Here is a 26,419-nt window from a genome sequence, read left to right as displayed (position 1 = left end):
TTCTCGAACACCCGGCTGACGCGGCATCAGGACGATAACGACCCGTCAGGAAACCTTCTCCGCCGTGTCTTCTCCGGCATTCTCCCCCACCGCGCCGGCTCCGTCCGGATCGCCGCCGGCGGCCGCCGGCGCGTCCGCGGGTTCGAGCCCGAGGTGTGCCCGGGCGGCGTCCGCGCCCTGCTCCAGCAGGACGGCGAAGCCCGCGTCGTCCAGGACCGGGACGCCCAGTTGGACCGCCTTGTCGTACTTGGAGCCGGGGTTGTCGCCGACCACCACGAAGTGCGTCTTCTTCGAGACCGAGCCGGTGACCTTGGCTCCGCGCGAGGTCAGCGCCTCCTTGGCGCCGTCCCGGGTGTGCCCGGCGAGGGTGCCGGTGACCACCACGGTCAGGCCCTCCAGCGGGCGTTCGCCCTGCTCCTCGGCGCCCTGCTCGGTGAAGACGACGCCGGCCTCCCGCCACTTGCGGAGGATCTCCCGGTGCCAGTCCTCGGCGTGCCACTCCTTGACGGCGCGGGCGATGGTCGGCCCGACGCCCTCGACGGCGGCCAGTTCGGTCTCGTCGGCGGCGAAGATCCGGTCCAGGTCGCGGAACTCGCGGGCCAGCGCCTGCGCGGCGACCGGGCCGACGTGCCGGATCGACAGGCCGTTCAGGAAGCGCCACAGCGGGCGGTCCTTGGCGGCGGCCAGGTTCTCCAGCAGGACGCCGGTGTTCTTCTTCGGCGCGCCGGAGGTGGTGGCGAAGAAGGAAACTTTCTTTTCCAGGCCGGTCTTGTCGTCCGGCTTGGGCATGCCGGTCTTCGGGTCGCGCACCAGGACCTTGATCGGCAGCAGCTGCTCCTCGGTGAGGCCGAAGATGTCGCCCTCGTCGCCGACCGGCGGGTCGGCGGGCTCCAGCGGCTGGGTGAGCGCGGTGGCGGCGACGTAGCCGAGGCCCTCGACGTCCAGGCACTGGCGGCCGCCGAGGAAGGCGATCCGCTCGCGGACCTGGGCCGGGCAGTGCTGGGCGTTGGGGCAGCGCAGGTCGATGTCGCCCTCGGACATCGGGCGCAGGTCGCTGCCGCACTCCGGACACTGCGCGGGCATCACGAACTCCCGCTCGCTGCCGTCGCGCAGGTCGTAGACCGGGCCGAGGATCTCCGGGATCACGTCGCCGGCCTTGCGCAGCACCACGGTGTCGCCGAGCAGCACGTCCTTGGCCTTGACCACCTGCTGGTTGTGCAGGGTGGCGTACTGCACCATCGAGCCGGCCACCTTCACCGGCGCGGCCAGCACCGCGTACGGGGTGGCCCGGCCGGTGCGGCCGATGCCGATCTTGATCTCGGCGAGCTTGCCGGTGACCTCCTCCGGCGGGTACTTCCAGGCGATCGCCCAGCGCGGCGACTTGGAGGTGGAGCCGAGCCGGCCCTGCAGGGCGATCTCGTCGACCTTGACCACCACGCCGTCGATCTCGTGCTCGACGGAGTGCCGCTGCTCGCCGAAGCGCTTGATGAACGCCCGCACCTCCTCCAGGCTGCCGACCACCTCGTTGTGCTTGGCGGTGGGCAGGCCCCAGTCGTGCAGCAGCTGGTAGGCGTGCGACTGGCAGTCGATGTCGAAGCCGACCCGGGCGCCGATGCCGTGCACCACCATCCGCAGCGGGCGGGACGCGGTGACGTGCGGGTCCTTCTGGCGCAGCGAACCGGCGGCGGCGTTGCGCGGGTTCATGAACAGCCGGATCATCGCCCGGGGCCGCTTGCCCTCCTTGGCGCGCTCCTCGTTCTCCTGCCGGCGGCGCTCGTTCTCCTCGGCGAAGGAGGCGTTCAGCGCGTCGAACTCCTCGGTGGGGAAGTACACCTCGCCGCGGATCTCGACCAGTTCCGGGACGTCCTCGCCGTGCAGCCGGTGCGGGATGCCCGCGATGGTGCGGACGTTGGCGGTGATGTCGTCGCCGACCACGCCGGTGCCGCGGGTGGCGGCCAGCACCAGCTCGCCGCGCTCGTACGTCAGGTTGACGGCCAGGCCGTCGACCTTCAGCTCGCACAGGTAGTGGTAGTCGATGCCGGACAGTTCGGTGGCGACCCGCTCGGCCCAGGCGGCCAGCTCCTCGTCGTCCATCGCGTTGTCCAGGCTGAGCAGCCGCTCCCGGTGCACCACCGGGGCGAACTGCCCGGTCGACCCGCCGCCGACCTTCTGGCTCGGCGAGTCGGGCGTCACCAGCGCCGGGTGCGCGGCCTCCAGCGCCTCCAACTCCCGCATCAGGACGTCGAACTCGGCGTCGCTGATGACCGGGGCGTCCTGGTCGTAGTACCGGGCCCGGTGCTCCTCGATCTCGGTCGCCAGCTCGGCGTGCCGCGTCCGCACCTCCGCCGGGATCTCCTCCCAGCCCTCCACAGCCGCCACCGCGCCGTCCTCCTCGCTCGTCACTCCGGGTCGTCCACCAGGCTCCGGGCGGCCCGGACCGCCACGGCCAGTGCCCGTCGCGCGTACGCCGGGGACGCCCCCGCCAACCCGCACGTCGGCGTCACCACCACTCGGCGGCCCAGCAGTTCGGGGGCCAGCCCCAGCCTGCGCCACAACGTCCTGACACCCTGGACACTACCGGCCGGGTCCGACACCGCTTTTGATTCGGCGGGTGTGGCGTCAGTGGACGGCACCACACCGGCGAGCAGCAGGGTGCCGCCCTCGACCGCCTCGCCCAGGTCGTCGTCGTCACGCTCCGTCAGCAGGCCGAAGTCCAGGCTGATCCCGGCGGCCCCGGCCCGGCGCAGCAGCGGGATCGGCACCCCGGGCGCGCAACTGTGCACCAGCACGGGCGCGTCCAGGCCGCCGATCAGCTCGCGCAGCGCCTGCTCGGCGAGTTGGCGGTCGACCGCGCGCAGCCGCTGGAAGCCGCTGGCGGTCTTCACCGACCCGGCCAGCACGGCGGGCAGCAGCGGCTCGTCGAGCTGCAGGACGACGGTGGCGCCGGGGACCCGGCGGCGGACGTCGGCGAGGTGGCGGCGCAGGCCCTCGGTGAGCGAGCCCGCGATGTCGCGGCAGGCGCCGGGGTCGCTGAGCGCCTTCTCGCCGTGCCGGAGCTCGATCGAGCCGGCCAGCGTCCACGGCCCGACCGCCTGCACCTTGAGCGGCCCGGCGTAGCCCTGGGTGTACTCCTCCAGCGCGTCCAGGTCCTCGCCGAGCCAGGACACCGCCCGCTTGGTGTCCCGCCCGGGGCGGTCGGTGAAGCGCCACCCGCTGGGCTCGGTCTGCACGAACAGCTCGGTCAGCAGCCCGGCTCCGCGCCCGATCATGTCGGCGCCCGGCCCGCGCGCGGGCAGTTCGGGCAGGTGCGGCAGCTGCTCCAGTTCGGCCATCACGCCGCGGGCCACCTCCCGCACGTCCGTGCCGGGCATGGACCCGACCCCGGTCGCCGCGCCGGCCAGCTCCGCGAAAACGTCCACGTCAGTCACGGGGGAGAGCCTACGAGGCGCGCGCGGGGCGCGGGAAACGGCCCGCGCCCCTCGGCGTCCCGGCTACTTGCCCGGCCGGACGGTGATCTCGGTGATCTCGGCGTCCCGCGGCAGGTCGATCGCGGTGAGGACGGCGGTGGCGACCGACTCCGGCGCGATCCAGCGCTCCGGGTCGTACGCGGCGCCCTCCTGCTGGTGGACCTTCTGCTGCATCGGGGTGGCCGTCCGGCCCGGGTAGACGCTGGTCACCCGGACGCCGTTGGCGTGCTCCTCCTGCCGCAGCGCGTCCGCCAGCGCGCGCACCGCGAACTTGCTGGCCGCGTACGAGCCCCAGGTCGGGTCGGCCCGCAGCCCGGCGCCGGAGTTGACGAACACCACGTGGCCGCGGGCCAGCCGCAGCGAGGGCAGCAGCAGCCGGGTGAGCTCGGCGGGCGCGACCGCGTTGACGTTCAGCTGGTGCTGCCAGGCCTTGACCGGGGTCTCCGCGACGGTGCCGAGTTCGACCACGCCCGCGACGTGCAGCAGCGAGTCGAGCTCGACCGGGAGCGCCTGGTGCCCGAACGCCCAGGACAGCTTGGCCGGATCGTCCAGGTCGCCGACCAGGGTCCTCGCCTCGGGGTACCGCTCGCGCAGCTGGGCGGCCCGGCGGGCGTCGCGGACGAGCAGCCAGAGCTCCTCGCCGCGGGCGGTGAGCTTGTCGGCGACGGCGGCGCCGATGCCGGAGCCGGCTCCGGTGATCAGGTGGACACCCACGACGGTCTTCCTTACTGGGACTGGTGCGCGGACAGGTGGGCGAGGGCCTCGGCGGGGGTCTGCGCGAAGGCCACCAGCTCGGCGAGCGGACGGGGCAGGAAGCCCTCGGCGTCCATCCGCTCCAGCTGGAGGCGCAGGCCGGTGTAGAAGCCCTCGCTGTCCAGGACGACCACCGGCTTGTCGTGCATGCCGTGCTTCTTCAGCTCCAGCACCTCGGTGATCTCGTCCAGCGTCCCGACCCCGCCGACCAGCACCACCAGCGCGTCCCCGTGGGCCAGCAGCTCGGCCTTCCGGCTCGGCAGGTCGGGCATCGTCACCAGCTCGTCCGCACCCTCGTACGCCTTGTGCCGCAGGAACTCCACCGAGATCCCCACCAGCCGCCCGCCGGCGGCCTTGACCCCGTCCGCGAGCTGCCCCATCAGCCCGGCGTGCGACCCTCCCCACACCAGCGTGTGCCCGGCCTCACCGAGCAACCGGGCGAACTCGGCCGCCGGGGCGGTGTACTTGGCGTCGAGGGAGTTGGCGGAGCAGAAGACCGTGATGTTCATAGTGCTCCCAGTCCTATCACCGCCCGGCGCGCCCGGGTCAAACCGATAACCGGCCGAACCGGTCGAACCGGTGACCGGACCGGACCGACCGAACCGCTCCGGCTCGGAGCAGCAGCCGCATCAGGATCGTCGGGGCGGCGGCGACCGACCACACCGAATCGACGACGTCGTCGGACCCGCCCGCCCGGCGGCCCTCCGGCCCACCCCGGAAAACCCTTGGCCCACCGGGCCCCCGGCCTGCCAGCATGCCGCGCGTGACGACGGTGGACGAGGCGTGGCGGCAGTTGACGGTGTGGGCCCGCGAACCGGTGCTGGAGCAGCTGCGGCAGGCCGCCCGGGGCGAACCGGTCGTCCCGTCCCTGTACCACTGGCGCACGGGCATGGACCCGGCCGCGCCCGCCGCGCTGCCGTTCCTGATCGCCCTGGTCCGCGAACCGGACCGGCCGAACCGGGAGGAGCTGCTGGACGCCTTGGCACAACTGGTCGTCGTCGGCCGCTCGGAGGCGGCCGAGCGCCGCGCACCCGGTTGGGCCGCCGCCTGGCAGGAGCACCACACCGCCCTGGAACCGCTGCTCGCCGACCCGGACCCGGAGGTGCGCCTGACCGCCCTGAGCCTGACCGAGCGGGCCCGACCGCTGCTGGCGCGGATCCCGGTGGAAACCGAGCCCTGGCTGTGGGCGCTGCAACTGGCGTGCCTGGGCGCGGTGGCCGACCCGGCCGACCCGGCGGCCCGTGCCCTGCTCACTGACACCCTGCACAGCGCCACCGGCCCCGATGCCCCGGCCCGCCGACTGGCCGCGCTGCGGGGGCTGACCGCGCTGGACGCCGCCGAACCGGAGCGGTGGGCCGACCGGTGGGTGACGGCTGTCCTCGATCCGGCGGCACCGGCCGCGGTCGACCGGCTGTGGACCCGGCCCGACGACGGCTACCGGGCCGAGCTGGAACGGGAGGTCGCCGGCACCAGCCGATCACTGCCGCCGCGCGCGGCCGCGCAGCTCGCCGTCCGGCTGGCCCGCGCCGCCCGGGACGCCGACCGGCCCGAGCTGTGCGCGGCCGCGCTGGAGGCGGCGTGGCACCCGCTGCTGGACCTCCCGTCGACCGGCCCGCTCTGGCTCACCACCGCCGGTGAGCTGCTCTCCTCGCCCGACCCCCGGATCCGACACTGGGCGGCGGCCTTCCTCGCCGTGCTGGGCCGCGCGGCCGCCCCGTACGCCGACGCGCTGCACGCCCGGCTGGCGGACACCGACGGCGACGAGTTCCTCGACGGCACCACCGCCGACCAGGCGCGCTGGGCGCTGGCCCGGATCGGCGACCCGCGCGTCCTGCCCGACCTGGTACGGCAGTTGACGGCGGTGGAGCGGGAGAACGGCCGGGGCTTCGTACGCGGCGACCCGCGCCGCCCCGAACCGTACGACGCGCTGCTCCCGCTGCACGAGCACGCGGCGGTGCTGCGCCCGCAGGTCGCGGAGTGGGCCCGGGAGGGCGAGTCGCACGCCTGGCCGTGGAACCATCCGGGCGCCCGGCTGCTGGCGGCCTGGGACGGCCCGGCCGACGGCCCCGCACCACCGCCGGACCTGGAGGCGGCGGCGCGCGGGCTGCTCCGGACGCCGCCGCACCGGCGGTACAAGGAGGACCGGGACCTGTACCTGGACGCCGTCGCGGCCGTCGCCGAGCTCTCCCGGCGCGGCCCGCTCTCTCCCGGGGTCCGGGCCGCCGTGGAGCACGCGCTGTCCCTGGACCGCCGGCTCTCCCCGCTCGGCGACTACCGGGCGGTGCTGGACGACGAACGGCTGCGCGAGGTCCTGCGCCGGGCGCTGGACGGCGAGGCGGTCACGGTGCCGCCGCTGTCGCACTGGGATCAGGTCGACTTCGAATGAGCCCACCGGACCGGACCGGCGGCCGTCAGACCCCCACGGCCCGCTCGGTGCTCGCGATGGTGGCCGAGCCGACCACCCGGGTGCCGTCGTACAGCACCACGGCCTGGCCGGGGGCGATGCCGCGGGCGGGGCTGTCGAGCCGGACGTGCAGTTCGTCCTCGCCCAGCACGGCGGTGACCGGCACCTCCTCGCCGTGGGCCCGCAGTTGGGCGGTGTAGCGGCCCTCGCCGACGGCGGGGGTCCCGCACCAGCGGGGGCGGATGGCGGTCAGGGCGTGCACGTCGAGTCCTTCGACCGGTCCGACGGTGACGGTGTTGTTCACCGGCGAGATGTCGAGCACGTAGCGGGGCTTGCCGTCGGCGGCGGGGCGGCCGAGCCGCAGGCCCTTGCGCTGGCCGATGGTGAAGCCGTACGCGCCGTCGTGCTCGCCGAGCTTGGTGCCGTCGGCGTCGAGGATGTCGCCGGGGGCGGTGCCGAGGCGTTCGGCCAGGAAGCCCTGGGTGTCGCCGTCGGTGATGAAGCAGATGTCGTGGCTGTCGGGCTTCTTGGCGACGGCCAGGCCGCGCCGCTCGGCCTCCGCGCGGATGACGTCCTTGGTGGTGTCGCCGAGCGGGAAGAGCGAGTGGGCGAGCTGTTCGGCGTCGAGCACGCCGAGGACGTACGACTGGTCCTTGGCGGCGTCGACGGCGCGGTGCAGTTCGCGGGTGCCGTCGGCGTGGTCGACGATCCGGGCGTAGTGGCCGGTGCAGACGGCGTCGAAGCCGAGCGCGATCGCCTTGTCGAGCAGCGCGGCGAACTTGATCTTCTCGTTGCAGCGCAGGCACGGGTTGGGGGTGCGTCCGGCGGCGTACTCGGCGACGAAGTCCTCGATCACGTCCTCGCGGAAGCGTTCGGCCAAGTCCCAGACGTAGAACGGGATGCCGATCACGTCGGCGGCGCGGCGGGCGTCCCGGGAGTCCTCCAGGGTGCAGCAGCCGCGGGCGCCGGTGCGGAAGGACTGCGGGTTGCTGGCGAGCGCCAGGTGGACGCCGGTCACCTCGTGGCCCGCTTCGACGGCCCGGGCGGCGGCGACGGCGGAGTCGACGCCGCCGGACATCGCGGCGAGCACGCGCAGGCGGCCGGTGGACGGGGTGGTCGGGGCGCCGGGGAAGTCAGTCATGGTGCCTCCAAGCGTAACGGGGGCCCGGCGGGCGTCGGGGACGCGGCCGGGCCCCCGGGGGCTGGCGGATCAGCCGTGCACCAGGACGGGCGGTTCGGCCTCGGCGGGCGCGGCCGGGCGGCCGGGCCGGGGCAGCGCGAGGGCCAGCAGGAACGCGGCGAACAGCAGCGCGGCGCCGGTGCCGAAGGCGAGGTGGAAGCCGCCGGTGCCGCGTCCGGCGGCCAGCGCGGTGAGGACGGCGACGCCGAGCGCGGCGCCGACCTGCTGGGTGGTGTTGAGCAGGCCGGAGAGCAGTCCGGCGTCCTCGGGGCGGGCGTCGGCCATGCCGAGGGCGGTGAGGGCGGTGGCGGCGAGGCCGAACCCGGCGGCGCCGAGCAGGGTGGGCAGCACGTCGGCGGCGTAGTTGAGGTGTCCGGCCGGGAGCCGGGTGAGCAGGGCGATGCCGACGGTGAGCAGGGCCAGGCCGAGCAGCAGGGTGCGGCGTTCGCCGAGCCGGGCGATGGTGCGGGCGGCGAGCAGCAGCGAGACGGCGGCGATGGTGAGGGCGGCGGGCAGCATGGCCAGGCCGGTGGCCAGCGCGCCGTAGTGCTGGACCTGCTGGAGGTACAGGGCGAGCAGGATCTGGAAGCCGAACAGCGCGGCCAGCATGAGGATCTGGACCAGGTTGGCGAGGGCGGTGGTGCGCCGGGCGAGGATCCGCAGCGGGAGCAACGGGGTGGCGGTGCGGGCCTGTCGGCGCAGGAAGGCGGCGAGCAGGACGAGCGCGGCGGCGCCGGTGGCCAGGGTGCGGGCGGAGGTCCAGCCGGCCGGGCCGCCCTCGACGATGGTGTAGACGCCGAGCATCAGTCCGCCGGTGACCAGGGCGGCGCCGGGGGCGTCGGCACCGGCCCCGAGGCCGGGGCCGCGGTCGTCGGCCAGCAGGCGGCGTCCGGCCAGGACGGCGGCGGCGCCGATCGGCAGGTTGATGAGGAAGATCCAGTGCCAGCCGAGGCCCGCGGTGAGGACGCCGCCGAGCACCTGGCCGAGCGAGGCGCCCGCGGCGCCGGTGAAGCCGACCACACCGAACGCCTTGGCCCGCTCGGCGGGGTCGGGGAACAGCGCGACCACCATGCCGAGGCCGACGGCGGAGGCCGTCGCGCCACCGACGCCCTGCAGGAAGCGGGCGGCGATCAGCGTCGCGGGGCCGGTGGCGAGGCCGCAGAGCACGGAGGCGGCGGTGAAGGCGGCGATCCCGGCGAGGTAGACCCGGCGGCGGCCGAGCAGGTCGCCGAGGCGTCCGGCGAGCAGCAGCAGTCCGCCGAAGGCGACCACGTAGGCGTCCACCACCCAGGCGAGTCCGGCCGTTCCGATGTGCAGGTCGGCCTGGATGGCGGGCAGCGCGACGGTGGTGATCGACCCGTCGAGGATCACCATCAGCATTCCGGCGCACACCACCGCGAGGGCCGGCCAGCGGGTGCGTGACGAGTTCTCGGGCATGGTCTCTCCCCTCCGTGGGGACGCGTGGGCGCGCTCCCCCGATAAGAGAGACCGTAGCAGATAGTTTTGTAGTAGACGATCCTGAACGGGACGGCTACCCCTGCCGGGCCCGCCGCGGCTTGCGCACCCCGCCGGCCTCGCCCGCCGCCGGGAGCTCCGCCGACCGCTGCAGCCGGTCCAGCGCGTCCACGAACACCTGCCGCTCCCCCGCCGACAGCTCGCCCAGCGCCTCCCCGTGCACCCGGTCGACGATCACCTCGCCGCGCCGCACCAGCTCGGCGCCCGCGGGCGTGACGTGGATGACCTTCACCCGCCGGTCGGTCGCGGACGGGTGGCGCTCGGCCAGGCCGTCCCGCTCCAGCTCGTCGGCGGTGACCACCATGGTGGTCTTGTCCAGCCCGGCGATCGCGGCCAGCTGCGACTGGGTGCGCCCGCCCTCCAGGGCGTGCAGCAGCACGCAGTGCTTGCGCGGGGAGCTGTCGATCTCGGCCAGGGCCAGCGACAGCCGGGTGTTCATCGCGTGCGCGGCCTGCACCAGCATCCCGGTGAGGTCGCGGACGGTGCGCTCGGGCAGGGGGGCGTCCATGCCCCCAGAATACGTCCGGTAACAGAAGGTTCCGCCCGGGAGGAAAACCCGGCCTCAGCGGGCGGCGCGCACCAGCCCGGCCCGGCGGGCCCGTTCCACCGCACCGGGCAGCGCGGCGGCCAGCGCCGCCACGTCGGCGGCGGTGGAGGTGTGGCCGAGCGAGAAGCGCAGCGAGGCCCGGGCGAGTTCCGGGTCGACGCCCATCGCCAGCAGCACGTGGCTGGGCTGCGGGACGCCGGCCGAGCAGGCCGAGCCGGTGGAGCACTCCACACCGGCCGCGTCCAGCAGCATCAGCAGCGCGTCGCCCTCGCAGCCGGGGAAGGAGAAGTGCGCGTTGGCGGGCAGCCGCCCGTCGGCGCCGGGGTCGCCGTTGAGCACCGCGTCGGGCGCGGCCGCGCGGACCACCGCGAGCAGTTCGTCGCGCAGCGCGCCGACCGCGGCCGCGTACCCGGGCTGCCGCTCGACGGCCAGCGCGGCGGCCACCGCGAACCCGGCCGCGCCGGGCACGTCCAGCGTCCCGGAGCGCACGTCGCGCTCCTGGCCGCCGCCGTGCAGCAGCGGGACGGGCTTGGCGGAGCGGGCCAGCAGCAGCGCGCCGACCCCGTACGGGCCGCCGACCTTGTGGCCGGTGACGGTGAGCGCGGTCAGCCCGGAGTCGGCGAAGGAGACCGGCACCTGGCCGAGCGCCTGCACCGCGTCGGAGTGCATCGGCACGTCGAACTCGGCGGCGACGGCCGCGAGTTCGCGGATCGGCTGGACGGTGCCGACCTCGTTGTTGGCCCACATCACGGTGACCAGCGCGACCGTCTCCGGGGCCCGCTCGATCGCCTCCCGCAGCGCCTCGGGGTGCACCCGGCCGAGCGCGTCCACCGGCAGGTACTCGACCTCGGCGCCCTCGTGCTCGGCCAGCCAGTGCACCGCGTCCAGCACCGCGTGGTGCTCGACCGGGCTGCTGAGCACCCGGCGGCGAGCCGGGTCGGCGTCGTGCCGGGCCCAGTACAGGCCCTTGACCGCCAGGTTGTCGGACTCGGTGCCGCCGCCGGTGAGCACGATCTCGCTGGGGCGGGCGCCCAGCGACTCGCCGAGCGACTCCCGGGACTCCTCGACCACTCTGCGGGCCCGCCGTCCGGCGGCGTGCAGCGAGGAGGCGTTGCCGACGACGCCGAACTGCGCCGTCATCGCGGCGACCGACTCGGGCAGCATCGGGGTGGTGGCGGCGTGGTCGAGGTATGCCATAGCGGGAACCAGTGTAGGCGGCGGAAGAGTCACGATTTGGCCATTGCACCCTCTGCAACGCGCCGTTAGCCTTCCGGCCACGCCGATGTGAGAGGGAGGGGCCGTGTCCCAGACGGTCGACCGCGCGCTGACCATCCTGGCGTCGCTCGGCGAGGGCCCGGCGTCGCTGGAGCAGGCCGCCGCGAAGATCGGGGTGCACAAGTCCACCGCGCTGCGGCTGCTGCGCACCCTGCAGGAGCACGGGTTCGTCCACCGGCAGTCCGACCAGCGCTACCGGCTCGGCGGCCGGCTGTTCGCGCTCGCCCACCAGGCGCTGGAGGGCATCGACATCCGGCAGGTCGCCGCCCCGTACCTGGCGGTGCTGAACGAGCGCTACGGGCACACCGTGCACCTGTCGGTGCTGGAGGAGGACGAGGTGCTGTACCTCGACAAGGTCGAGGCCAAGTACCCGGACCACGGCCGCAGCTGGCTCGGCGAGGCCAGCCGGATCGGCAAGCGGGCGCCCGCGGTGGCGACCGCGGCGGGCAAGGTGCTGCTCGCGGACCTGCCCGCCGAGAAGCTCGCCGCCTTCCTGGAGGGCGCCGACTTCCCGGCCCGCACCCCGCAGTCGATCCGCGGCCCGGAGGAGTTCCGGGCCGAGCTGGCCGAGGTGCGCCGCCGCGGCTGGGCGGTGGACCAGGCCGAGTACCAGGAGTCGGTGAACTGCATCGCCGCCCCGATCGCCGGCACCGAGGGCACCGCGATCGCCGCCTGCTCGATCTCCGCCCCGGTCCGGATCGCCTCGGTGACCGAGCTCAGCAAGCTGCTGCCGGAGCTGCTCTGCACGGTCGAGGCGATCTCGCTGGCGTACGGCGGCTCGCCTACTCCTCGCTGGTGCGAGAACCGTTGCGGTGCCAAGCACGAGGTGCGCGCCAGCCGTACTTGAGCGCCAGCATCCGCATGGTGAACGCGACCACGGCGGCCAGCGCGGCGTTCAGCGGGGTCAGCTGCCCGGCCGCGATCAGCACCGCCACCACGGCGGAGCCGACCAGCGCCGGGACGGCGTAGATCTCGCGGTCCCAGCGCAGCAGCGAGGGCGGCTCCATCGCCAGCAGGTCGCGGATCACGCCGCCGCCCGCGGCGGTCAGCATGCCGCAGGCCACCGAGGCGATCGCGCCCAGGCCGTAGGTATGCGCCTTGATGGTGCCGGTGACGCAGAACAGGCCCAGGCCCGCGGCGTCCAGCACCATCACCGCCCGGGTGATCCGCTCCACCTCGGGGTGCAGGAAGAACACCACCACTCCCGCCACCAGCGGGGTGGGGAAGTACCCGAAGCTGGTGAACGCGGCCACCGGCAGCGCCCCGATCACCAGGTCCCGCAGGATGCCGCCGCCCAGCGCGGTGGCCTCGGCCAGCACGCAGATGCCGAAGATGTCCATGTTCTTGCGGACCGCCATCAGGCCGCCGGACAGCGCGAACACGAAGATGCCCACCAGGTCGAGGGTCTGCTGGACGTTGTGCGGGAAGATCTCGGAGGTCACCTGGTCAGTGTGCACACCGGCCTCCCGCCGCCCGCCGCCGGGCGGTCAGGCGAACTGCTCGTGCGGCACGGGCCCGCCCAGCGCGTTCAGCCGGGTCGGCATCCTCAGCGTGGTCATCCGCCGCCAGCCGCCCGCCCGCTCGTACGCGTACACCGCGTGGATGCCCGCCGCCAGCGCCGCCGACTTCGCCCGCGGCCAGCGCAGCAGCTCCCCGAGGTGCGCCATCACGGCCAGGCTGACGTCCCGGTAGGTGCGGATCTCGGCCCGGGCGGTGGACTGCAGGGTGTCCAGGATTGTCCGGCCGTGCCCGTGGTACGCCAGCCGCAGCAGCTCCTCGTGGCAGAACGCCAGGTGGTTGTCCTCGTCGTTGGAGATCATCCGCACCGCCCGGCCCAGCTCCGGGTGGTCGCCGAAGATCCGCTTCAGCATCAGCATCTGCTCGGACGCCCGCTGTTCGGTGACCCGGCTGTGCGCCAGGTACGTGATCACGTCCTGCTCGGTCAGCGGCTCGTCGCGGCGCAGCCGGGTGTGCGCCAGGCCGATGCCCTGCCGCTCCAGGATCATCGTGTAGTCGGTGTCGTCCGGGACGTCCCGCTCGGTCAGGCCGCGCTTGTGCATCAGCGCCTTGAAGATCCGGCCGTGCTTGTCCTCGTCGGCGCCGTGCCGGGCCACCTTGGGCGCCAGCTCCGGGTCGGGCACCAGCCGGGCGATCCGGCCGTTCTCCCAGCCGCCCTGGTCCTCGCCCTTCGCGGCGATCGAGCAGAACAGCCGGAACGCCTGGTCGTCGTCGTGGATCTCCTGGAACAGACTGCTGGCCGACAGCATGGTGACCTACCCTCGCACGGGAGCCGGGACATTCCGCTCCAGTCAAGGCACCGCCCCCGCCCCCGGCAACAGCTCCGGCCGGGGGCTGCGCCGGACGAAGGACAGCCTGCCCTGCGGAGGCCGGTGCCGCGTCCGGCGGCCTCCGCCCGCCGCAACCCCCGGTACTAGCCGACCAGCCGGCGCCGCCAGTCCAGGCCGGTCACCTCGACGGCCCGCGACGGGTCGCCGTCCCAGCGGACCGTCAGGCCGACGGCGCGCAGGGCGGCCGCCACCTCGTGGCCGACCGCGGCGGTGGTCCCGGACGAGCCGTCGAAGCCGCCGTAGTGCAGCGACAGGCCGTGGCCCTCGGCGGCGTGGCCGGTGCTCTGGGAGTGGAAGTAGACGAAGCCGCGGGCCTCCGGGTTCTCCGCCCCGATCTCGCTGTTGCCGCAGCTGCTGCAGCAGGTGAAGTTCTCCCGGGCGGTGATCCCGGCCGCTTCCAGCGCGCCGAACGCCCGGGCCAGCCGCTCCGGGTCGGTCTCGCCGGTCCAGGTGCGCTGCTCGGCGACCCGCTCCAGCCAGAGCCGGTCGGCCAGCTGCTTGGCCTGCTCCTCGCCGACCGGCCGGTGCCCGTCCCGGACGAGGTACTCCTGCGCGGTCTCGGCCAGCCCGTCCAACGTGGCGTACCCGCCCGCGAGTTGGCGCCGCAGCTCCTCCAGCAGGCTCGCCTCGTCCTCCTCCGGCAGGTCGAGCGGCGCAGGCTCCGGGTCGGGCCCGAAGTCGATCCGCTCCCACTCCTCCCCCGCCGCCCAGTCCGGGTCCTGCCGGGCCCAGCCGAGCAGCAGTTCGGCGACCCGCTCCAGTTCGGTCACCCGCGCCCCGAAGTGCCGCGACTGCGCGCCGTCCCGGTACTCGACCGTCCAGGCGCCGTGCTCCGGGCACGCCTGCGCGTAGGTGTCGGGCAGGTCGGGGACCCGCTGGAGCACCAGGAAGGCGCCCTTCCACTGCCCCATGTCCCGTACCAGGTCCCGGAGTTCGTCCTCCGAGACCCGGACGCCGACCCGCCCCGACCTGTCCTGCACCGCGATCTCCAGCATGCCCCTCACCCTGCCACCCGCCACCGTCAGTCCCGCCGGCCCGCACGAACGACGGAGTCCGCCCGGCGGGGGAACCCCCTCGCCGGACGGACTCTCGAACCCTCGAACCCTCGAACGACGAGCTACTCGCCCGCGTTCTCCGGGAAGTGGCAGGCCACCTGGTGCCCGGTCGACACCGTGGCCAGCGGCGGCTGCTCGCTCGCGCAGACGTCCTGGGCCTTCCAGCAGCGGGTGCGGAAGCGGCAGCCGGACGGCGGGTTGAGCGGGGAGGGCACGTCGCCGGTGAGCAGGATGCGCTCGCGGCGCTCCTTGCGGCGCGGGTCGGGCACCGGCACCGCGGACATCAGGGCGTTGGTGTAGGGGTGCATCGGCCGGGCGTAGAGGGCGTCCCGGTCGGCGATCTCCACCACCTTGCCGAGGTACATCACCGCGACCCGGTCGGAGACGTGCCGGACCACCGAGAGGTCGTGCGCGATGATCAGGTAGGTGAGGCCGAGCTCCTTCTGGAGGTCGTCCAGCAGGTTGACCACCTGGGCCTGGATGGAGACGTCCAGCGCGGAGACCGGCTCGTCGGCCACGATCATCTTGGGGCGCAGCGCCAGGGCGCGGGCGATGCCGATGCGCTGGCGCTGGCCGCCGGAGAACTCGTGCGGGTAGCGGTTGTAGTGCTCGGGGCTGAGGCCGCAGAGCTCCAGCAGGTCCTGGACGGCCCGCTTGACGCCGTGTTCGGTGCTGATCTTCTGCAGTCGGAAGGGCGCGCCGACGATGGTGCCGATGGTGTGCCGGGGGTTCAGCGAGGAGTACGGGTCCTGGAAGATCATCTGGATGTCGCGGCGGTACGGGCGCATCGCCGCGACGCCCAGGTGGGTGATGTCGCTGCCGTCGAACTCGATCTTCCCGCCGGTGGGTTCGTCGAGCCGGGTGACCAGGCGCCCCATGGTGGACTTGCCGCAGCCGGACTCGCCGACCACGCCGAGGGTCTCGCCGGCGTTGACCGTGAAGTCGATGCCGTCGACCGCCCGCACCGCGCCGACCTGGCGCTTCAGCAGGCCCTTGGTGACCGGGAAGTGCCGGGTCAGTCCGGTGACCCTCAGCAGGGGTTCGCGGTCGGGCCCGGGCGCCTGGGCCGGCACCTTCTCGAGCTGCGGCACCGCCGCCTGACTGTCCGTCATCGCTGCTCTCCAAATGGGTGGTACGTGCTCACAGCCGGGGCGCGATCTCTTCGGTGAAGATCCGGTGGCGTTCGGCGATCGGCAGGTGGCAGGCGGCGTGGTGCCGGGGCGCGGCCTCGGCGAGCACGGGCACCTCGCTGGTGGAGCGGCCGCCGGTGAGCTCGGCGTACGGGCAGCGCGGGTGGAAGGCGCAGCCGGACGGCACGTTGATCAGGCTCGGCGGGGTGCCCTTGACCGGGATCAGCCGGTCCTGGAGCTCCCGGTCGAGGCGGGGCATCGAGCCGAGCAGGCCCCAGGTGTAGGGGTGCTCGGGGGATTCGAAGATGGTCGCGGCGGGGCCGCGCTCGACGGGCTTGCCGCCGTACATGACCAGGATGTCGTCGGCGAGTTCGGCGACCACGCCCAGGTCGTGGGTGATGATGACGACCGCCGAGCCGAACTCCTTCTGCAGGTCGCGGATCAGGTCGAGGATCTGCGCCTGGACGGTGACGTCGAGGGCGGTGGTCGGCTCGTCGGCGATCAGCAGCGAGGGGTCGTTGACCAGCGCCATCGCGATCATGGCGCGCTGGCGCATGCCGCCGGAGAACTCGTGCGGGTAGTTGTCGACCCGCTTGTCGGGCTGCGGGATGCCGACCCGGTCGAGCATCTCGACCGCCCGGGTGCGGGCCTCCTTCTTGGAGGCGCCGGGGTGGTGGGCCCGGTAGCCCTCGACGATCTGGGCGCCGACCGTGAAGTACGGGTGCATCGCGGTCAGCGGGTCCTGGAAGATCATCGCCATCTTCTGGCCGCGCAGCTTGCGCACCCGGTCGGGGCCGGCCGCGATCAGCTCCTCGCCGTCGAGCCAGATCTCGCCGGTGATCTGCGGGGCGCCGCGCTTGGTGCCGGTGCGGTGCAGTCCCATGATCGACAGCGAGGTGACGGACTTCCCGGAGCCGGACTCGCCGACGATGCCGAGGGTCTTGCCGCGCTCCAGGTCGAAGCTGAGCCCGTTGACGGACTTGACCAGTCCGTCGTCGGTCGGGAAGTGCACCTTCAGGTCGCGGACGGACAGGAAAGGCTTCTCGGTGTTGCTCATGTCAGCCTCACCCGGGGGTCGACGACGGCGTACAGCATGTCCACCACGAGGTTGGCCATGATGATGAAGAACGCGGCGAACAGGGTCACGCCCATGATCACCGGGAGGTCGCTGGACTGGATCGAGGTGACCGCCTCGTAGCCGAGTCCGCGCAGGTTGAAGGTCTTCTCGGTGAGCACCGCGCCGCCCAGCAGGCCGCCGAGGTCCATGCCGAAGATGGTCAGGATCGGGGTCAGCGTGGAGCGCATGGCGTGCTTGCCGATGACCACCGGTTCCTTGAGGCCCTTGGCCCGCGCGGTGCGGATGTAGTCCTCGCCGAGGACGTCCAGCAGGGTCGCCCGACTGAGTCGGGCGTAGGTCGCGGCGAACAGGAACGCCAGGGTCACCCATGGCAGCACCAGCCCCTGGAACCAGGAGACCGGATCGTCCGCGAAGTCGGTGTAGCTGTTGGGGAACCAGCCGAGCTGGTTGACGAACAGCGCGAGCGCGACCAGGCCGGTGAAGTACATCGGCAGCGAGACGCCGGCCAGCGCGACGGTCATGGTGATGCGGTCCAGCGCCGTGCCGCGGCGCAGCGCCGAGATGACGCCGGTGGCGGTGCCGAAAACTAGCCAGAGCACGGAGGCCCCGACCGCGAGCGAGACGTCGACGCCGACCCGGTTGAGCAGGAGCGGCCAGACCGCCTGCTCGGTCTTGAACGAGTAGCCCAGGCAGGGGGCCGCGCAGTGGGTCATGTCGGTGCCGGCGTTGTAGTCGCGGCCGGCGAACACCCCGCGCAGGAAGAGCCAGAACTGTTCGATGATCGACTTGTCGAGGCCCATCTTGTGGCGGATTCCCTCGACCGCCGCCTTGTCCGCGATCTTGCCCACGTAGAGCATCGCGGGATCGGTTCCGGTGAGTTTCGGCACCATGAAGAAGATGCCGAAGGTCACCGCGGCGACCACCAACAGCATGAAGGCGACGTTGATCAGTCGCCTGACGAGATACACGAGCACTGCGGTCGGCCCTGCCGCGGGCGGCCGGACGCCCCGGTGGGGGCGCCGCGGCCGGCCCGGGCAGGGCCTTCACCTGCCCTTCGGACTAGCGGTGCGAACTAGGGGAGGTCAGGTCACTTGCCGTCGGAGACGCCGAGCGCCTGGAAGTCCACCTCGCCGAAGGCGTCGGAGATGTAGACGTTGGTCAGGCGCGGGTTGCGCCAGTTCAGGGCCTTGTCGGCGACCATCGGCAGGTAGTAGGCGCCGTCGACCACCTTGTGGTTGATCTTCTTGTACAGGTCGGCGGCCTTGGCCGGGTCGGTCTCCTGGGCGGCCTGGTCGAACCAGCCGTTGATCTCCGGGTCGTTGATCTCGGCGTAGTTGTTGTTGCCGTTCTGGGCGATGAAGCGGCCGTCGACCAGCGGCTGCAGGTAGCCGGAGCCGGTCGGGTAGTCGGCGCCCCAGCCCATCACGATCAGGCCGTAGCCCTTGGACTTGACCACGTCGGGCGCGCCGATCACCGAGGAGATCAGCTTGCCGTCGTACTGGTCGACGGTGACGTCGATGTTGACGGCCTTCAGCGCGGTCTGCAGCGCCACCGCGGAGTTGACCTCCTTCGGCTTGTTGCCGCGCACCGCGATGGTGGTCTTGAAGCCGTCCGGCTTGCCGCAGGCCTTCAGCTCCTCCTTGGCCTTGTCCAGGTTCGGCTTGCCCTTGGTCAGGCCGAACGGGTCGTATTCGTCGGAGCCGAGGATGTTCGGGGGCAGCATCGAGCCGTACAGCGAACCGGCCACCGAGCCGCCGCGGGCGGTCTGCAGGGCGGTGGTGTCGGCCGCGTACAGCACCGCGTTGCGGCAGTGCTGGTTGTCGAACGGGGCGACCGACGGGGCCATCGTGATGTACCGGATGAAGCCGTTGTACGGGTCGTCGGTGTTGGCCTTGAGCGACTGGTCCTGGAGCACCTTGACCTGGGCGGCCTGCGACAGGCCGGTCTGGGCCCAGTCGAGGTCGGCGGTGCCGGCCAGCAGGCGGGAGTCCATGTCGTCCGCGTTGGTGGTGACGGTCAGCTTGACGGTGTCCGGCAGCGCCTTGCGGAACGGGTCGGAGGCCGGGTCCCAGTTCTCGTTGCGGACGAGCTCGTACTCCTTGCCCGGCTCGACCGACTTGAACTTGTACGGGCCGGAGGAGACCGGCTTCTGGCCGTACTGGGCACCGGTGTCCAGCTTCTGCGGGACCGGGGCGGCGGAGCCCATGGCCAGCAGGTACGGGAAGTCGGAGTTCGGCTTGGCCAGCGTGAAGACGATGGTGGTGTCGTCCGGGGTCTGCACCGACTTCAGGCCGAGCTTGTTCGGGTCGCTGTCGGTGTAGGGGCCCTTGTAGCCCTGGCCCTGGTCCAGCTCGTTGACCAGGTAGGTCGGGCCGCCGGAGATGACGTCCTGCGCGAAGATGCGCTCGATGCCGTACTTGATGTCCTTCGAGGTGATGACCGAGCCGTCCTCGAACTTCAGGCCCGGCTTCAGCTTGAAGGTGTAGGTCTTGCCGTCGGCGGAGATCTCCGGCTTGGCCGAGGCCAGGTCGGGGACGAGCTGCAGGCCGTCCTTGCCCGGCTTGCCGTCGAAGGCGAGCAGGGTGCGGGTGTAGAAGCGCTCGTAGTTCCACACCGAGGCGTAGTAGGCGCGACCGGGGTCGAGCGAGTCCACGTCGGTGGTGGTCCAGAGGTTGAGGGTGCCGCCCTTCTTGTCGGACGGGTTCACCACCTTCTCGGCCGCCGCGTTGAAGCCCGCCGCACCGGCCTTGCCGGAGGCGTTGTCGCCGCCCGTGCCGCCGCCCTTGCTGCCGCCGCACGCGGCGGTGGTGAGGGCGAGGGTGACCACCAGCGCGGCGGCCGCGAGCGTCCTGTTTCGCTTCATGGGTTGGGGAACCTCCAGAATTGCGGGCTCAGTTGCCCTTGGGGTCGAGAGCGTCACGCAGGCCGTCACCGAAGAGGTTGAAGGCGAGCACGGTGATGAAGATGGCGAGACCGGGGATCACCATGTAGGTGGGATCCGCCTGGTAGATCCCCACCGCGTCCGAGAGCATCTGCCCCCAGGACGGGGTGGGCGGCCGGACGCCGGCCCCGAGGAAGCTGAGCGCCGCCTCGTTCAGGATGTTGGTGGGGATGATCAGGGTCGTGTAGACCAGGATCGGCGCCACCAGGTTGGGCAGCAGTTCGCGGAACAGGATGTGCGCGCGGCCGGCACCGAGGCTGCGGGCAGCGTCGACGAACTCGCGTTCGCGCAGCGACATCGCCTGGCCTCTGACGATGCGTCCGATGTACGGCCAGCCGAAGAAGCCGATCACCGTCATCAGAACCATCACGCGCACGGTCGTGTCGCCCAGCCCCAGCACCGAGTTGGGGATCACCGACACCAGGGCGATGCTGAACAGCAGCTGCGGGAAGGCCAGCAGGACGTCCATCACCCGGCTGATCACCGAGTCCACCCAGCCGCCGAAGTAGCCGGCCATGATGCCCAGCACCACGCCGATGGTGATCGCCACCACGGCCGCGCCGAGCGCGACCAGCAGCGAGATCCGGGCGCCGTAGAGGATCCGGGAGAACACGTCGCGGCCGAAGGTCGGGTCGACACCGAGCAGGTAGTCGCCGCTGATGCCGCCGAACGAGCCCTTGGGCAGGCCCAGGTCGGGGTTGATCTGGTCCGGGTGCGGCTCGTCGACCGGGTGTCCGAACAGCGCGGTGAGCACCGGTGCCAGGACGGCCGCCAGGATCAGCAGGATCACCACGGCGCCGCCGGCCAGGGCGACCTTGTCGCGCTTGAGGCGCTCCCAGGCGATGCGGCCGGGTGAGCGTCCCTCGATCTTCTTGGGCGGCTCGGTGGTTGACGAGCCGTCAGGCTGCGCGCCGGCCGCCGGACCCGAGGTCTCGGTGGGTGTGGTCATGAGTCAGTTCGTTCCCCTCGCCGACGGTGGCCGGCCCACGGAGTCGCGTGCGGTGCGGAAGTGCAGAGCGGTTCGGTGGTGCCGGACGCCGATGCGGCGGTGCAGAAGTGCGTTGAGCAAGCAGGGCGTTGCTGGTGGTGCGGGTTCCCCCGGGTCGCCTCCGGGTCGGAGGTCGCCGAGCGGGGCCGCTCCCCGGCGGGGAGGGGCTCCGAAGTGCACGGTGCTGCCGCACGGAGAAACGCGTCGTGCGGTTCATGCTCTGGCGGGGGCGCGTTCACCTTCGTGAGGTTCGGCTCGCGCTCCGCATTGCGCAGCACTCTCTGTCATGGGACGTACCCGGCGGAAGACCCCCATGCCGAAGGATGCCTAACTGTGATCTGTCCGCATGCACTTCCGTTGCGCGCGCATATCGCTCTTCACACAGCTGTTACGTGTCCGTCAAGGGGCGCACTGACGACACCCCGCCACTGGCGGGAAAACGCCAGGTGGCACAAGGGATGGCGCGCGTAGATCATGAGGTGGCAAAAAACCCCCGCCGACCGGGGAAAAGGTCGGGGCGGGGGTTTTTCGACGGAGCGTCAGGGTAGGTTCAACGGCCCGGATAACCCGGCCAGGGCGCCTGCGGCCACCCCTGGGTGGGCCCGGCCGGTGGTTGCGCTGCGTAACCGAAGCCGGTGGGCTGGGCCTGCGGGGCGCCCTGCCGGTCGAAGAACGGCCGGGCGTTGGCCCACATCCACATCGCCACCGGGTCGTACTCGTCCGCCATCATCACGGTGGACACCCCGGGCCCGTCGGGCGCCTGCGCGGCGGCCCGCTGCACCAGCGCCCGGGCCGCCTCCACGGAGGGCGGCGAGGCGTCGTACAGGTCCAGCCCGATCGCCAGGTAGCCCTCGCCCAGCACCGGCTGCACCCAGGCCCGGCGCAGCGAGCGCAGCGGCCGCACCTCGCCCGCCTGCTGCTCCAGCACGGAGAAGAACGGCGAGCCCTGCACCGGGGGTTCGGAGATCCGCAGCGGGCCGGCCGGCAGCCGGTCCAGGCCGAGCGCGATCCGCCGCAGGTCGGCCCAGGGCACGCCGACGCCGCCGCCGGGGCGGTGCGGGTCGAGCCACAGGCCCCAGCGCGAGCGGTACAGCGAGGCGGCGATCTCCGGCCCGGAGACCACCTCGTGGGCGCGCGTCCAGCCGCTGGCGGCGAGCTGCCCGGGGGAGGTCGCGCAGGGCGCGTAGCCGTGCCCGCCGACGTCCATGTTCCCGTACTGGGCGTCCGGGCTGCCGGGGCTGCCGTGCCACAGCAGCATCCAGACCTGCCCGCCGGCCAGGGCGCGCAGCAGCCCCTCGTACGCCTCCCAGCGTTCCGGTGCGACTGCTGCGAGGGCGCGCTCGACCGCCCCCGGGTCGCCGACCGCTCCCGTCACGTCGCCGCCCTACTCTCTGTCGTCCGTTCCGCCGTGCTCCGGTGTACCGGGCAACCCTATGGGGCGGACCCGGCGGCCGTCATGCCGCCGGCCCCGCGCGCCGGACCGGATCCGCCGTCACGGCCGCACGTAGAAGGGCTGCACCCGCCCCAGCATCCACTCCACCACCGGGTCGGCCACCAGGTCGAGCAGCACCAGGTGGACGCCCCAGCTGGGCGGCGCGGTTCCGAGCGCCCGGCCCAGCGCGGTGTTCACCTCGGCCGGGTCGGCGGGGGCCGCCGGGTCCAGCTGCACGCCGACGTACAGCAGGGTCGGCTCGCCCTCCACCCGGGCCAGCGCCCGACGGGCCGTCAGGACGCCCGGCAGCGCGACGAGTTCGCCGGTCGCGGCGGCCAGGAAGGCGTACGGCTCCTGGTGCGCCTCGGGCTCCTTGAGCGCCACCCGGGCGCCCTCGGCCACCCCCTGCGCCTCCCACTGCTCGCCGCGCGGCCCGCGCCGCAGCTCGCCGACGCCCTCCGGCGGCACCGGGATGCCCACCGGCGCCTCCGGGTTGACCGCGATGCCGATGCCCAGCGGCAGCCCGCGGGCGAACTCCCACATCGGGGCGATGGCGAACGGGATGCCCGGGCAGTGCTGCAGGTACTGCTCCTGCGAGGAGTACACCGGGACGTACGGCGCGCCGGCCAGCTCCAGCGTCGGCAGGTCCAGCGAGTCGGCGTCCGGCGCGGTGCCGGACGGCAGCGGGATCCACACCTGGCTGCGGGCCAGCACCTCGATCACCCGGGGCGTCGCCCCGGGGTCGCCGAGCGCGGCCGTCAGCACCTGCTCCAGCTCGTTGGCCGGCCAGGCCCCGCCCTCCAGCGCCCCGTCCAGCGGGAACCCCATCTCGCCCCTCCACATCCGCGGTTGCGATCAGGTTAGCGGCGCGCGGGCGCCCCCCGTGCGCGGGTGTGACCGGGCCCCTCTCCCACCGGGGGCCCCCGGCATGCCATGATGGGCCCGCCCAAACTTCATACCGGCCGCTCGAACCCGCGCGGGAGAGCCGGAACGGCCTGATCAGGCCGCGACCGGCGCCGAAGGAGCAAGTCCTCCCCGGAATCTCTCAGGCACCCCTACCGCCCGGGCTAGGCAGATCTGGAAAGTGGACACGGCCGCGCCGTGCGCCCACCCACGGTGCAAGCCGCCATCCTTGTCAGGAGGCGGCGAAGCTCTCAGGTTCGACGACAGATGGGGGAGATTCGCCCCAGCCTGCCCGTTTCCAGATCCCGGGAGTCCTGTCGTGTCCCTCCGCCTGACCGCGCTCGACGCGCTGCACCGCTCGCTCGGCGCCACCATGACCGACTTCGCGGGCTGGGACATGCCGCTGCGCTACGGCAGCGAGCGCGAGGAGCACCTCGCGGTCCGCACCCGGGCCGGCCTCTTCGACCTCTCGCACATGGGCGAGATCACCGTCTCCGGCCCGCAGGCCGGCGAGCTGCTCGACCACGCGCTGGTCGGCTTCATCTCGGCGCTCGGCGTGCTGCGCGCCCGCTACACCATGATCTGCCGCGAGGACGGCGGCATCCTGGACGACCTGATCGTCTACCGCACCGCCGAGGACGAGTACCTGGTGGTCGCCAACGCCTCCAACGCCCAGGTGGTGCTGGACGCGCTGACCGAGCGCGCAGCCGGCTTCGACGCCGTCGTCCGCGACGACCGGGACGCCTACGCGCTGCTCGCCGTCCAGGGCCCGGAGGCGGGCGGCATCCTGGCCAAGCTGACCGACGCCGACCTGCCCGGCCTCAAGTACTACGCCCTGCTGCCCGCCACCGTGGCCGGCCGCCAGGTCTGGCTGGCCCGCACCGGCTACACCGGCGAGGACGGCTTCGAGGTGTTCTGCGCCCCCGCCGACGCCGAGCACCTGTGGACCGCGCTGACCGAGGCCGGCACCGCCGAGGGCCTGGTCCCGTGCGGCCTGTCCTGCCGCGACACGCTGCGCCTGGAGGCCGGCATGCCGCTGTACGGGCACGAGCTGTCCACCGAGCTGACCCCGTTCGACGCGGGCCTCGGCCGGGTGGTGCGCTTCGACAAGACCACCAACGACGGCGCCTTCGTCGGCCGCAAGGCCCTGGAGGAGGCCGCGGCGCAGGCCGAGGCCAAGGCGCCGCGCAAGCTGGTCGGCCTGGTCTCCGAGGGCAAGCGCGTCCCGCGCGCCGAGTACTCCGTGGTGGACGCCGAGGGCGCCGTGATCGGCCGGATCACCTCCGGCTCGCCGTCCCCGACCCTGGGCAAGCCGATCGCCATCGCGTACGTGGACGCCGCGCACGCCGAGCCGGGCACCGCCGTCGCGGTGGACGTGCGCGGCAAGGCCGAGCCGGTCGAGGTCGTCGCGCTGCCGTTCTACAAGCGCGCCCGCTGACCCCCGCGCCCCCTTCGGAACAGTCCTTTTCCGGTTCGTCCGCCCAGCGGACGGCCGCGCCCTCCCCTCCCGCGATCCTGGAGAATGACGTCATGAGCAACCCCACGCACCTGCAGTACACCAAGGAGCACGAGTGGCTGACCGCCGCCGTGGACGGGGTGTCGGCGGTCGGCATCACCGCGCACGCGGCCGACGCCCTCGGCGACATCGTCTACGTCCAGCTCCCTGCGGTGGGTGACACCGTCACCGCGGGTGAGACCTGTGGCGAGCTTGAGTCCACCAAGTCGGTCAGCGACCTCTACTCCCCCGCCACCGGCGAGGTCACCGAGGTCAACCAGGCCGTCATCGACGAGCCGGCCCTGGTCAACTCGGAGCCCTTCGAGGGCGGTTGGCTGTTCAAGGTCCGGGTCGAGGCGACCGACGAGCTGCTCGACGCCGACGGCTACACCGCCTTCACCGGCGCCTGACCGGGAGACCCCCTCATGACGGTCCTGAACCAGTCCCTCCACGCGCTCGACCCGGAGATCGCCGCCGCGGTCGACGCCGAGCTGCACCGCCAGCAGACCACCCTGGAAATGATCGCCTCCGAGAACTTCGCCCCGGTGGCGGTCATGGAGGCCCAGGGCTCGGTGCTCACCAACAAGTACGCCGAGGGCTACCCCGGCCGCCGGTACTACGGCGGCTGCGAGCACGTCGACGTGGTCGAGCAGATCGCCATCGACCGGATCAAGGAGCTGTTCGGCGCCGAGCACGCCAACGTGCAGCCGCACTCCGGCGCGCAGGCGAACGCCGCGGCGATGTTCGCGCTGATCCAGCCGGGCGACACCATCCTGGGCCTGAACCTGGCCCACGGCGGTCACCTGACCCACGGCATGAAGATCAACTTCTCCGGCAAGCTCTACAACGTGGCCGCGTACCACGTGGACGAGAAGACCGGCCAGGTCGACATGGCCGAGGTCGAGCGCCTCGCCAAGGAGCACCAGCCCAAGCTGATCATCGCCGGCTGGTCCGCCTACCCGCGCCAGCTGGACTTCGCCGAGTTCCGCCGGGTCGCGGACGAGGTCGGCGCCCTGCTGATGGTCGACATGGCGCACTTCGCCGGCCTGGTCGCCGCCGGGCTGCACCCCTCCCCGGTGCCGTACGCGGACGTGGTCACCACCACCACCCACAAGACCCTGGGCGGCCCGCGCGGCGGCGTCATCCTCTCCAAGGCCGAGTGGGCCAAGAAGATCAACTCCGCGGTCTTCCCCGGCCAGCAGGGCGGCCCGCTGGAGCACGTGATCGCCGCCAAGGCCGTCGCGTTCAAGGTCGCGGCCTCCGAGGAGTTCAAGGAGCGCCAGCAGCGCACCCTGGAAGGCGCGAAGATCCTCGCCGAGCGCCTGCTCCAGGACGACGTCACCGCCTCCGGCGTCTCCGTGCTGTCCGGCGGCACCGACGTGCACCTGGTCCTGGTCGACCTGCGCAACAGCGAGCTCAACGGCCAGGACGCCGAGGACCGCCTGCACGAGGTCGGCATCACGGTCAACCGCAACGCCGTCCCGAACGACCCGCGCCCGCCGATGGTCACCTCCGGCCTGCGCATCGGCACCCCGGCGCTGGCCACCCGCGGCTTCGGCGCCGAGGACTTCCGCGAGGTCGCCGACGTCATCGCCGAGGCCCTCAAGCCGGGCTTCGACGCGGCCAAGGCCGAGGCCCTCAAGGCCCGGGTGAGCGCGCTCGCCGCCAAGCACCCGCTCTACCCGGAGCTGTAAGACCGACCGGCGAACGGAGGGCGGGAGAAGGAGCGGGTCGAGGGCCGAGTCCGGGCGGTGCCGACGAGGGAGCCGTGGCGGAGCCACGGCGACCGAGGAGAAGCCGTCCGGGCGACAGCCATCGGCCCGCGACGCCGCCCTCCGTTCGCCGGTCGGTCCCACCCCGCTCGTCCGGCCGCCGACCGGCGGTCCACCGAGCTTTCCCGGGGCACCG

23 protein-coding genes and 1 riboswitch are annotated in these 26,419 nt (G+C 72.9%); of the genes, 5 read left to right on the top strand and 18 right to left on the bottom strand.

The window, feature by feature from the left end:
- Window positions 1-45: 45 nt before the first annotated feature.
- The 4 genes from ligA to OU787_RS21965 all read right to left on the bottom strand — a co-directional run bounded on the left by ligA (window position 46) and on the right by OU787_RS21965 (window position 4,729).
- Complete coding sequence (ligA, locus tag OU787_RS21980) at window positions 46-2,403, bottom strand: NAD-dependent DNA ligase LigA (RefSeq protein WP_268660341.1); 2,358 nt, start codon at window positions 2,401-2,403, stop codon at window positions 46-48.
- Window positions 2,400-3,371 carry a methionine synthase gene (locus OU787_RS21975; protein WP_442788640.1) on the bottom strand — a complete coding sequence of 324 codons (972 nt, stop codon included), beginning with the start codon at window positions 3,369-3,371 and terminating at the stop codon, window positions 2,400-2,402. The genes ligA and OU787_RS21975 overlap by 4 nt, the downstream gene beginning before the upstream one ends.
- 120 nt (window positions 3,372-3,491) lie before the next feature.
- Window positions 3,492-4,181, bottom strand: a complete 690-nt coding sequence (locus tag OU787_RS21970) for an SDR family oxidoreductase (RefSeq protein ID WP_268660340.1) — start codon at window positions 4,179-4,181, stop codon at window positions 3,492-3,494.
- A gap of 11 nt (window positions 4,182-4,192) precedes the next feature.
- Entirely contained in the window at window positions 4,193-4,729 is a 537-nt protein-coding gene (locus OU787_RS21965; protein ID WP_268660339.1) for a TIGR00730 family Rossman fold protein, read from the bottom strand.
- A gap of 254 nt (window positions 4,730-4,983) precedes the next feature.
- On the opposite strand from OU787_RS21965, the gene OU787_RS21960 reads away from it, so the two are divergent.
- On the top strand, window positions 4,984-6,606 hold the full coding sequence (locus OU787_RS21960; protein WP_268660338.1) for a hypothetical protein: 1,623 nt from the start codon (window positions 4,984-4,986) through the stop codon (window positions 6,604-6,606).
- Window positions 6,607-6,631: 25 nt separating this feature from the next.
- Here OU787_RS21960 and mnmA read toward each other — a convergent pair whose 3' ends face one another.
- From mnmA to OU787_RS21940, 4 genes are all read right to left on the bottom strand, one after another.
- A complete protein-coding gene (mnmA, locus tag OU787_RS21955) occupies window positions 6,632-7,765 on the bottom strand; it encodes a tRNA 2-thiouridine(34) synthase MnmA (protein WP_030460848.1) in 1,134 nt (377 codons plus the stop codon).
- A 69-nt stretch (window positions 7,766-7,834) separates the two neighbouring features.
- Window positions 7,835-9,241, bottom strand: coding sequence for an MFS transporter (locus OU787_RS21950; RefSeq protein ID WP_268660337.1), 1,407 nt, complete (start codon window positions 9,239-9,241; stop codon window positions 7,835-7,837).
- 94 nt (window positions 9,242-9,335) lie between these two features.
- Window positions 9,336-9,827 (bottom strand): MarR family winged helix-turn-helix transcriptional regulator, encoded by a 492-nt coding sequence (locus OU787_RS21945; RefSeq protein WP_268660336.1) that lies wholly within the window; start codon window positions 9,825-9,827, stop codon window positions 9,336-9,338.
- A 54-nt stretch (window positions 9,828-9,881) separates the two neighbouring features.
- A complete protein-coding gene (locus tag OU787_RS21940) occupies window positions 9,882-11,063 on the bottom strand; it encodes a cysteine desulfurase family protein (protein WP_268660335.1) in 1,182 nt (393 codons plus the stop codon).
- A gap of 103 nt (window positions 11,064-11,166) precedes the next feature.
- Between OU787_RS21940 and OU787_RS21935 the strand changes: the two genes are divergently transcribed.
- The gene (locus tag OU787_RS21935) at window positions 11,167-11,988 is read left to right on the top strand and encodes an IclR family transcriptional regulator (RefSeq protein WP_268660334.1); all 822 of its coding nucleotides are present in this window, start codon (window positions 11,167-11,169) and stop codon (window positions 11,986-11,988) included.
- On the opposite strand, the gene OU787_RS21930 is transcribed toward OU787_RS21935, so the two are convergent.
- The 10 genes from OU787_RS21930 to OU787_RS21885 form a co-directional block, all read right to left on the bottom strand.
- Entirely contained in the window at window positions 11,924-12,583 is a 660-nt protein-coding gene (locus tag OU787_RS21930; RefSeq protein WP_030460853.1) for a trimeric intracellular cation channel family protein, read from the bottom strand. The two genes, OU787_RS21935 and OU787_RS21930, sit on opposite strands and share 65 nt — an antisense overlap.
- Window positions 12,584-12,628: 45 nt before the next feature.
- Window positions 12,629-13,408 carry a ferritin-like domain-containing protein gene (locus OU787_RS21925; protein WP_268660333.1) on the bottom strand — a complete coding sequence of 260 codons (780 nt, stop codon included), beginning with the start codon at window positions 13,406-13,408 and terminating at the stop codon, window positions 12,629-12,631.
- Window positions 13,409-13,572: 164 nt separating this feature from the next.
- Window positions 13,573-14,484, bottom strand: coding sequence for a DUF6891 domain-containing protein (locus OU787_RS21920; protein ID WP_268660332.1), 912 nt, complete (start codon window positions 14,482-14,484; stop codon window positions 13,573-13,575).
- Between the two features lie 122 nt (window positions 14,485-14,606).
- Complete coding sequence (locus OU787_RS21915; RefSeq protein WP_030460856.1) at window positions 14,607-15,656, bottom strand: ABC transporter ATP-binding protein; 1,050 nt, start codon at window positions 15,654-15,656, stop codon at window positions 14,607-14,609.
- Window positions 15,657-15,684: 28 nt separating this feature from the next.
- Entirely contained in the window at window positions 15,685-16,731 is a 1,047-nt protein-coding gene (locus tag OU787_RS21910) for an ABC transporter ATP-binding protein (protein WP_268660331.1), read from the bottom strand.
- Window positions 16,728-17,726 (bottom strand): ABC transporter permease, encoded by a 999-nt coding sequence (locus OU787_RS21905; RefSeq protein ID WP_030460858.1) that lies wholly within the window; start codon window positions 17,724-17,726, stop codon window positions 16,728-16,730. The genes OU787_RS21910 and OU787_RS21905 overlap by 4 nt, the downstream gene beginning before the upstream one ends.
- A 113-nt stretch (window positions 17,727-17,839) precedes the next feature.
- Window positions 17,840-19,615, bottom strand: coding sequence for an ABC transporter substrate-binding protein (locus tag OU787_RS21900; RefSeq protein WP_268660330.1), 1,776 nt, complete (start codon window positions 19,613-19,615; stop codon window positions 17,840-17,842).
- A 28-nt stretch (window positions 19,616-19,643) separates the two neighbouring features.
- Window positions 19,644-20,642, bottom strand: a complete 999-nt coding sequence (locus OU787_RS21895; RefSeq protein ID WP_030460860.1) for an ABC transporter permease — start codon at window positions 20,640-20,642, stop codon at window positions 19,644-19,646.
- Between the two features lie 589 nt (window positions 20,643-21,231).
- Window positions 21,232-22,056: an enhanced serine sensitivity protein SseB C-terminal domain-containing protein gene (locus tag OU787_RS21890; RefSeq protein ID WP_030460861.1), complete on the bottom strand. Its 825-nt coding sequence runs from the start codon at window positions 22,054-22,056 to the stop codon at window positions 21,232-21,234.
- A gap of 117 nt (window positions 22,057-22,173) precedes the next feature.
- Complete coding sequence (locus tag OU787_RS21885) at window positions 22,174-22,941, bottom strand: enhanced serine sensitivity protein SseB (protein ID WP_268660329.1); 768 nt, start codon at window positions 22,939-22,941, stop codon at window positions 22,174-22,176.
- 139 nt (window positions 22,942-23,080) lie between these two features.
- Window positions 23,081-23,184, top strand: a riboswitch (glycine riboswitch).
- A 151-nt stretch (window positions 23,185-23,335) separates the two neighbouring features.
- Between OU787_RS21885 and gcvT the strand changes: the two genes are divergently transcribed.
- From gcvT to glyA, 3 genes are all read left to right on the top strand, one after another.
- Complete coding sequence (gcvT, locus tag OU787_RS21880) at window positions 23,336-24,454, top strand: glycine cleavage system aminomethyltransferase GcvT (protein ID WP_268660328.1); 1,119 nt, start codon at window positions 23,336-23,338, stop codon at window positions 24,452-24,454.
- A gap of 92 nt (window positions 24,455-24,546) precedes the next feature.
- A complete protein-coding gene (gcvH, locus tag OU787_RS21875) occupies window positions 24,547-24,921 on the top strand; it encodes a glycine cleavage system protein GcvH (RefSeq protein WP_268660327.1) in 375 nt (124 codons plus the stop codon).
- A 15-nt stretch (window positions 24,922-24,936) separates the two neighbouring features.
- A complete protein-coding gene (gene glyA, locus OU787_RS21870) occupies window positions 24,937-26,205 on the top strand; it encodes a serine hydroxymethyltransferase (protein WP_268660326.1) in 1,269 nt (422 codons plus the stop codon).
- Window positions 26,206-26,419 lie beyond the last annotated feature (214 nt).

Origin of the sequence: Kitasatospora sp. YST-16, assembly GCF_026802215.1 — a bacterium.
GTDB classification, from domain to species: Bacteria; Actinomycetota; Actinomycetes; order Streptomycetales; family Streptomycetaceae; genus Kitasatospora; species Kitasatospora cineracea.
This window is presented reverse-complemented; position numbering and strand designations above follow the sequence as displayed.

Excerpts from the sequence above, each read along its gene's own strand:
- OU787_RS21900 (WP_268660330.1), bottom strand. The coding sequence starts at position 19,615 with ATGAAGCGAAACAGGACGCTCGCGGCCGCCGCGCTGGTGGTCACCCTC.
- OU787_RS21915 (WP_030460856.1), bottom strand. The coding sequence starts at position 15,656 with ATGACGGACAGTCAGGCGGCGGTGCCGCAGCTCGAGAAGGTGCCGGCC.
- OU787_RS21910 (WP_268660331.1), bottom strand. The coding sequence starts at position 16,731 with ATGAGCAACACCGAGAAGCCTTTCCTGTCCGTCCGCGACCTGAAGGTG.
- OU787_RS21950 (WP_268660337.1), bottom strand. The coding sequence starts at position 9,241 with ATGCCCGAGAACTCGTCACGCACCCGCTGGCCGGCCCTCGCGGTGGTG.
- OU787_RS21920 (WP_268660332.1), bottom strand. The coding sequence starts at position 14,484 with ATGCTGGAGATCGCGGTGCAGGACAGGTCGGGGCGGGTCGGCGTCCGG.
- OU787_RS21945 (WP_268660336.1), bottom strand. The coding sequence starts at position 9,827 with ATGGACGCCCCCCTGCCCGAGCGCACCGTCCGCGACCTCACCGGGATG.
- OU787_RS21895 (WP_030460860.1), bottom strand. The coding sequence starts at position 20,642 with ATGACCACACCCACCGAGACCTCGGGTCCGGCGGCCGGCGCGCAGCCT.
- mnmA (WP_030460848.1), bottom strand. The coding sequence starts at position 7,765 with ATGACTGACTTCCCCGGCGCCCCGACCACCCCGTCCACCGGCCGCCTG.
- OU787_RS21885 (WP_268660329.1), bottom strand. The coding sequence starts at position 22,941 with ATGGGGTTCCCGCTGGACGGGGCGCTGGAGGGCGGGGCCTGGCCGGCC.
- gcvH (WP_268660327.1), top strand. The coding sequence starts at position 24,547 with ATGAGCAACCCCACGCACCTGCAGTACACCAAGGAGCACGAGTGGCTG.
- OU787_RS21940 (WP_268660335.1), bottom strand. The coding sequence starts at position 11,063 with ATGGCATACCTCGACCACGCCGCCACCACCCCGATGCTGCCCGAGTCG.
- glyA (WP_268660326.1), top strand. The coding sequence starts at position 24,937 with ATGACGGTCCTGAACCAGTCCCTCCACGCGCTCGACCCGGAGATCGCC.
- OU787_RS21975 (WP_442788640.1), bottom strand. The coding sequence starts at position 3,371 with ATGCCCGGCACGGACGTGCGGGAGGTGGCCCGCGGCGTGATGGCCGAA.
- OU787_RS21965 (WP_268660339.1), bottom strand. The coding sequence starts at position 4,729 with ATGAACATCACGGTCTTCTGCTCCGCCAACTCCCTCGACGCCAAGTAC.
- OU787_RS21925 (WP_268660333.1), bottom strand. The coding sequence starts at position 13,408 with ATGCTGTCGGCCAGCAGTCTGTTCCAGGAGATCCACGACGACGACCAG.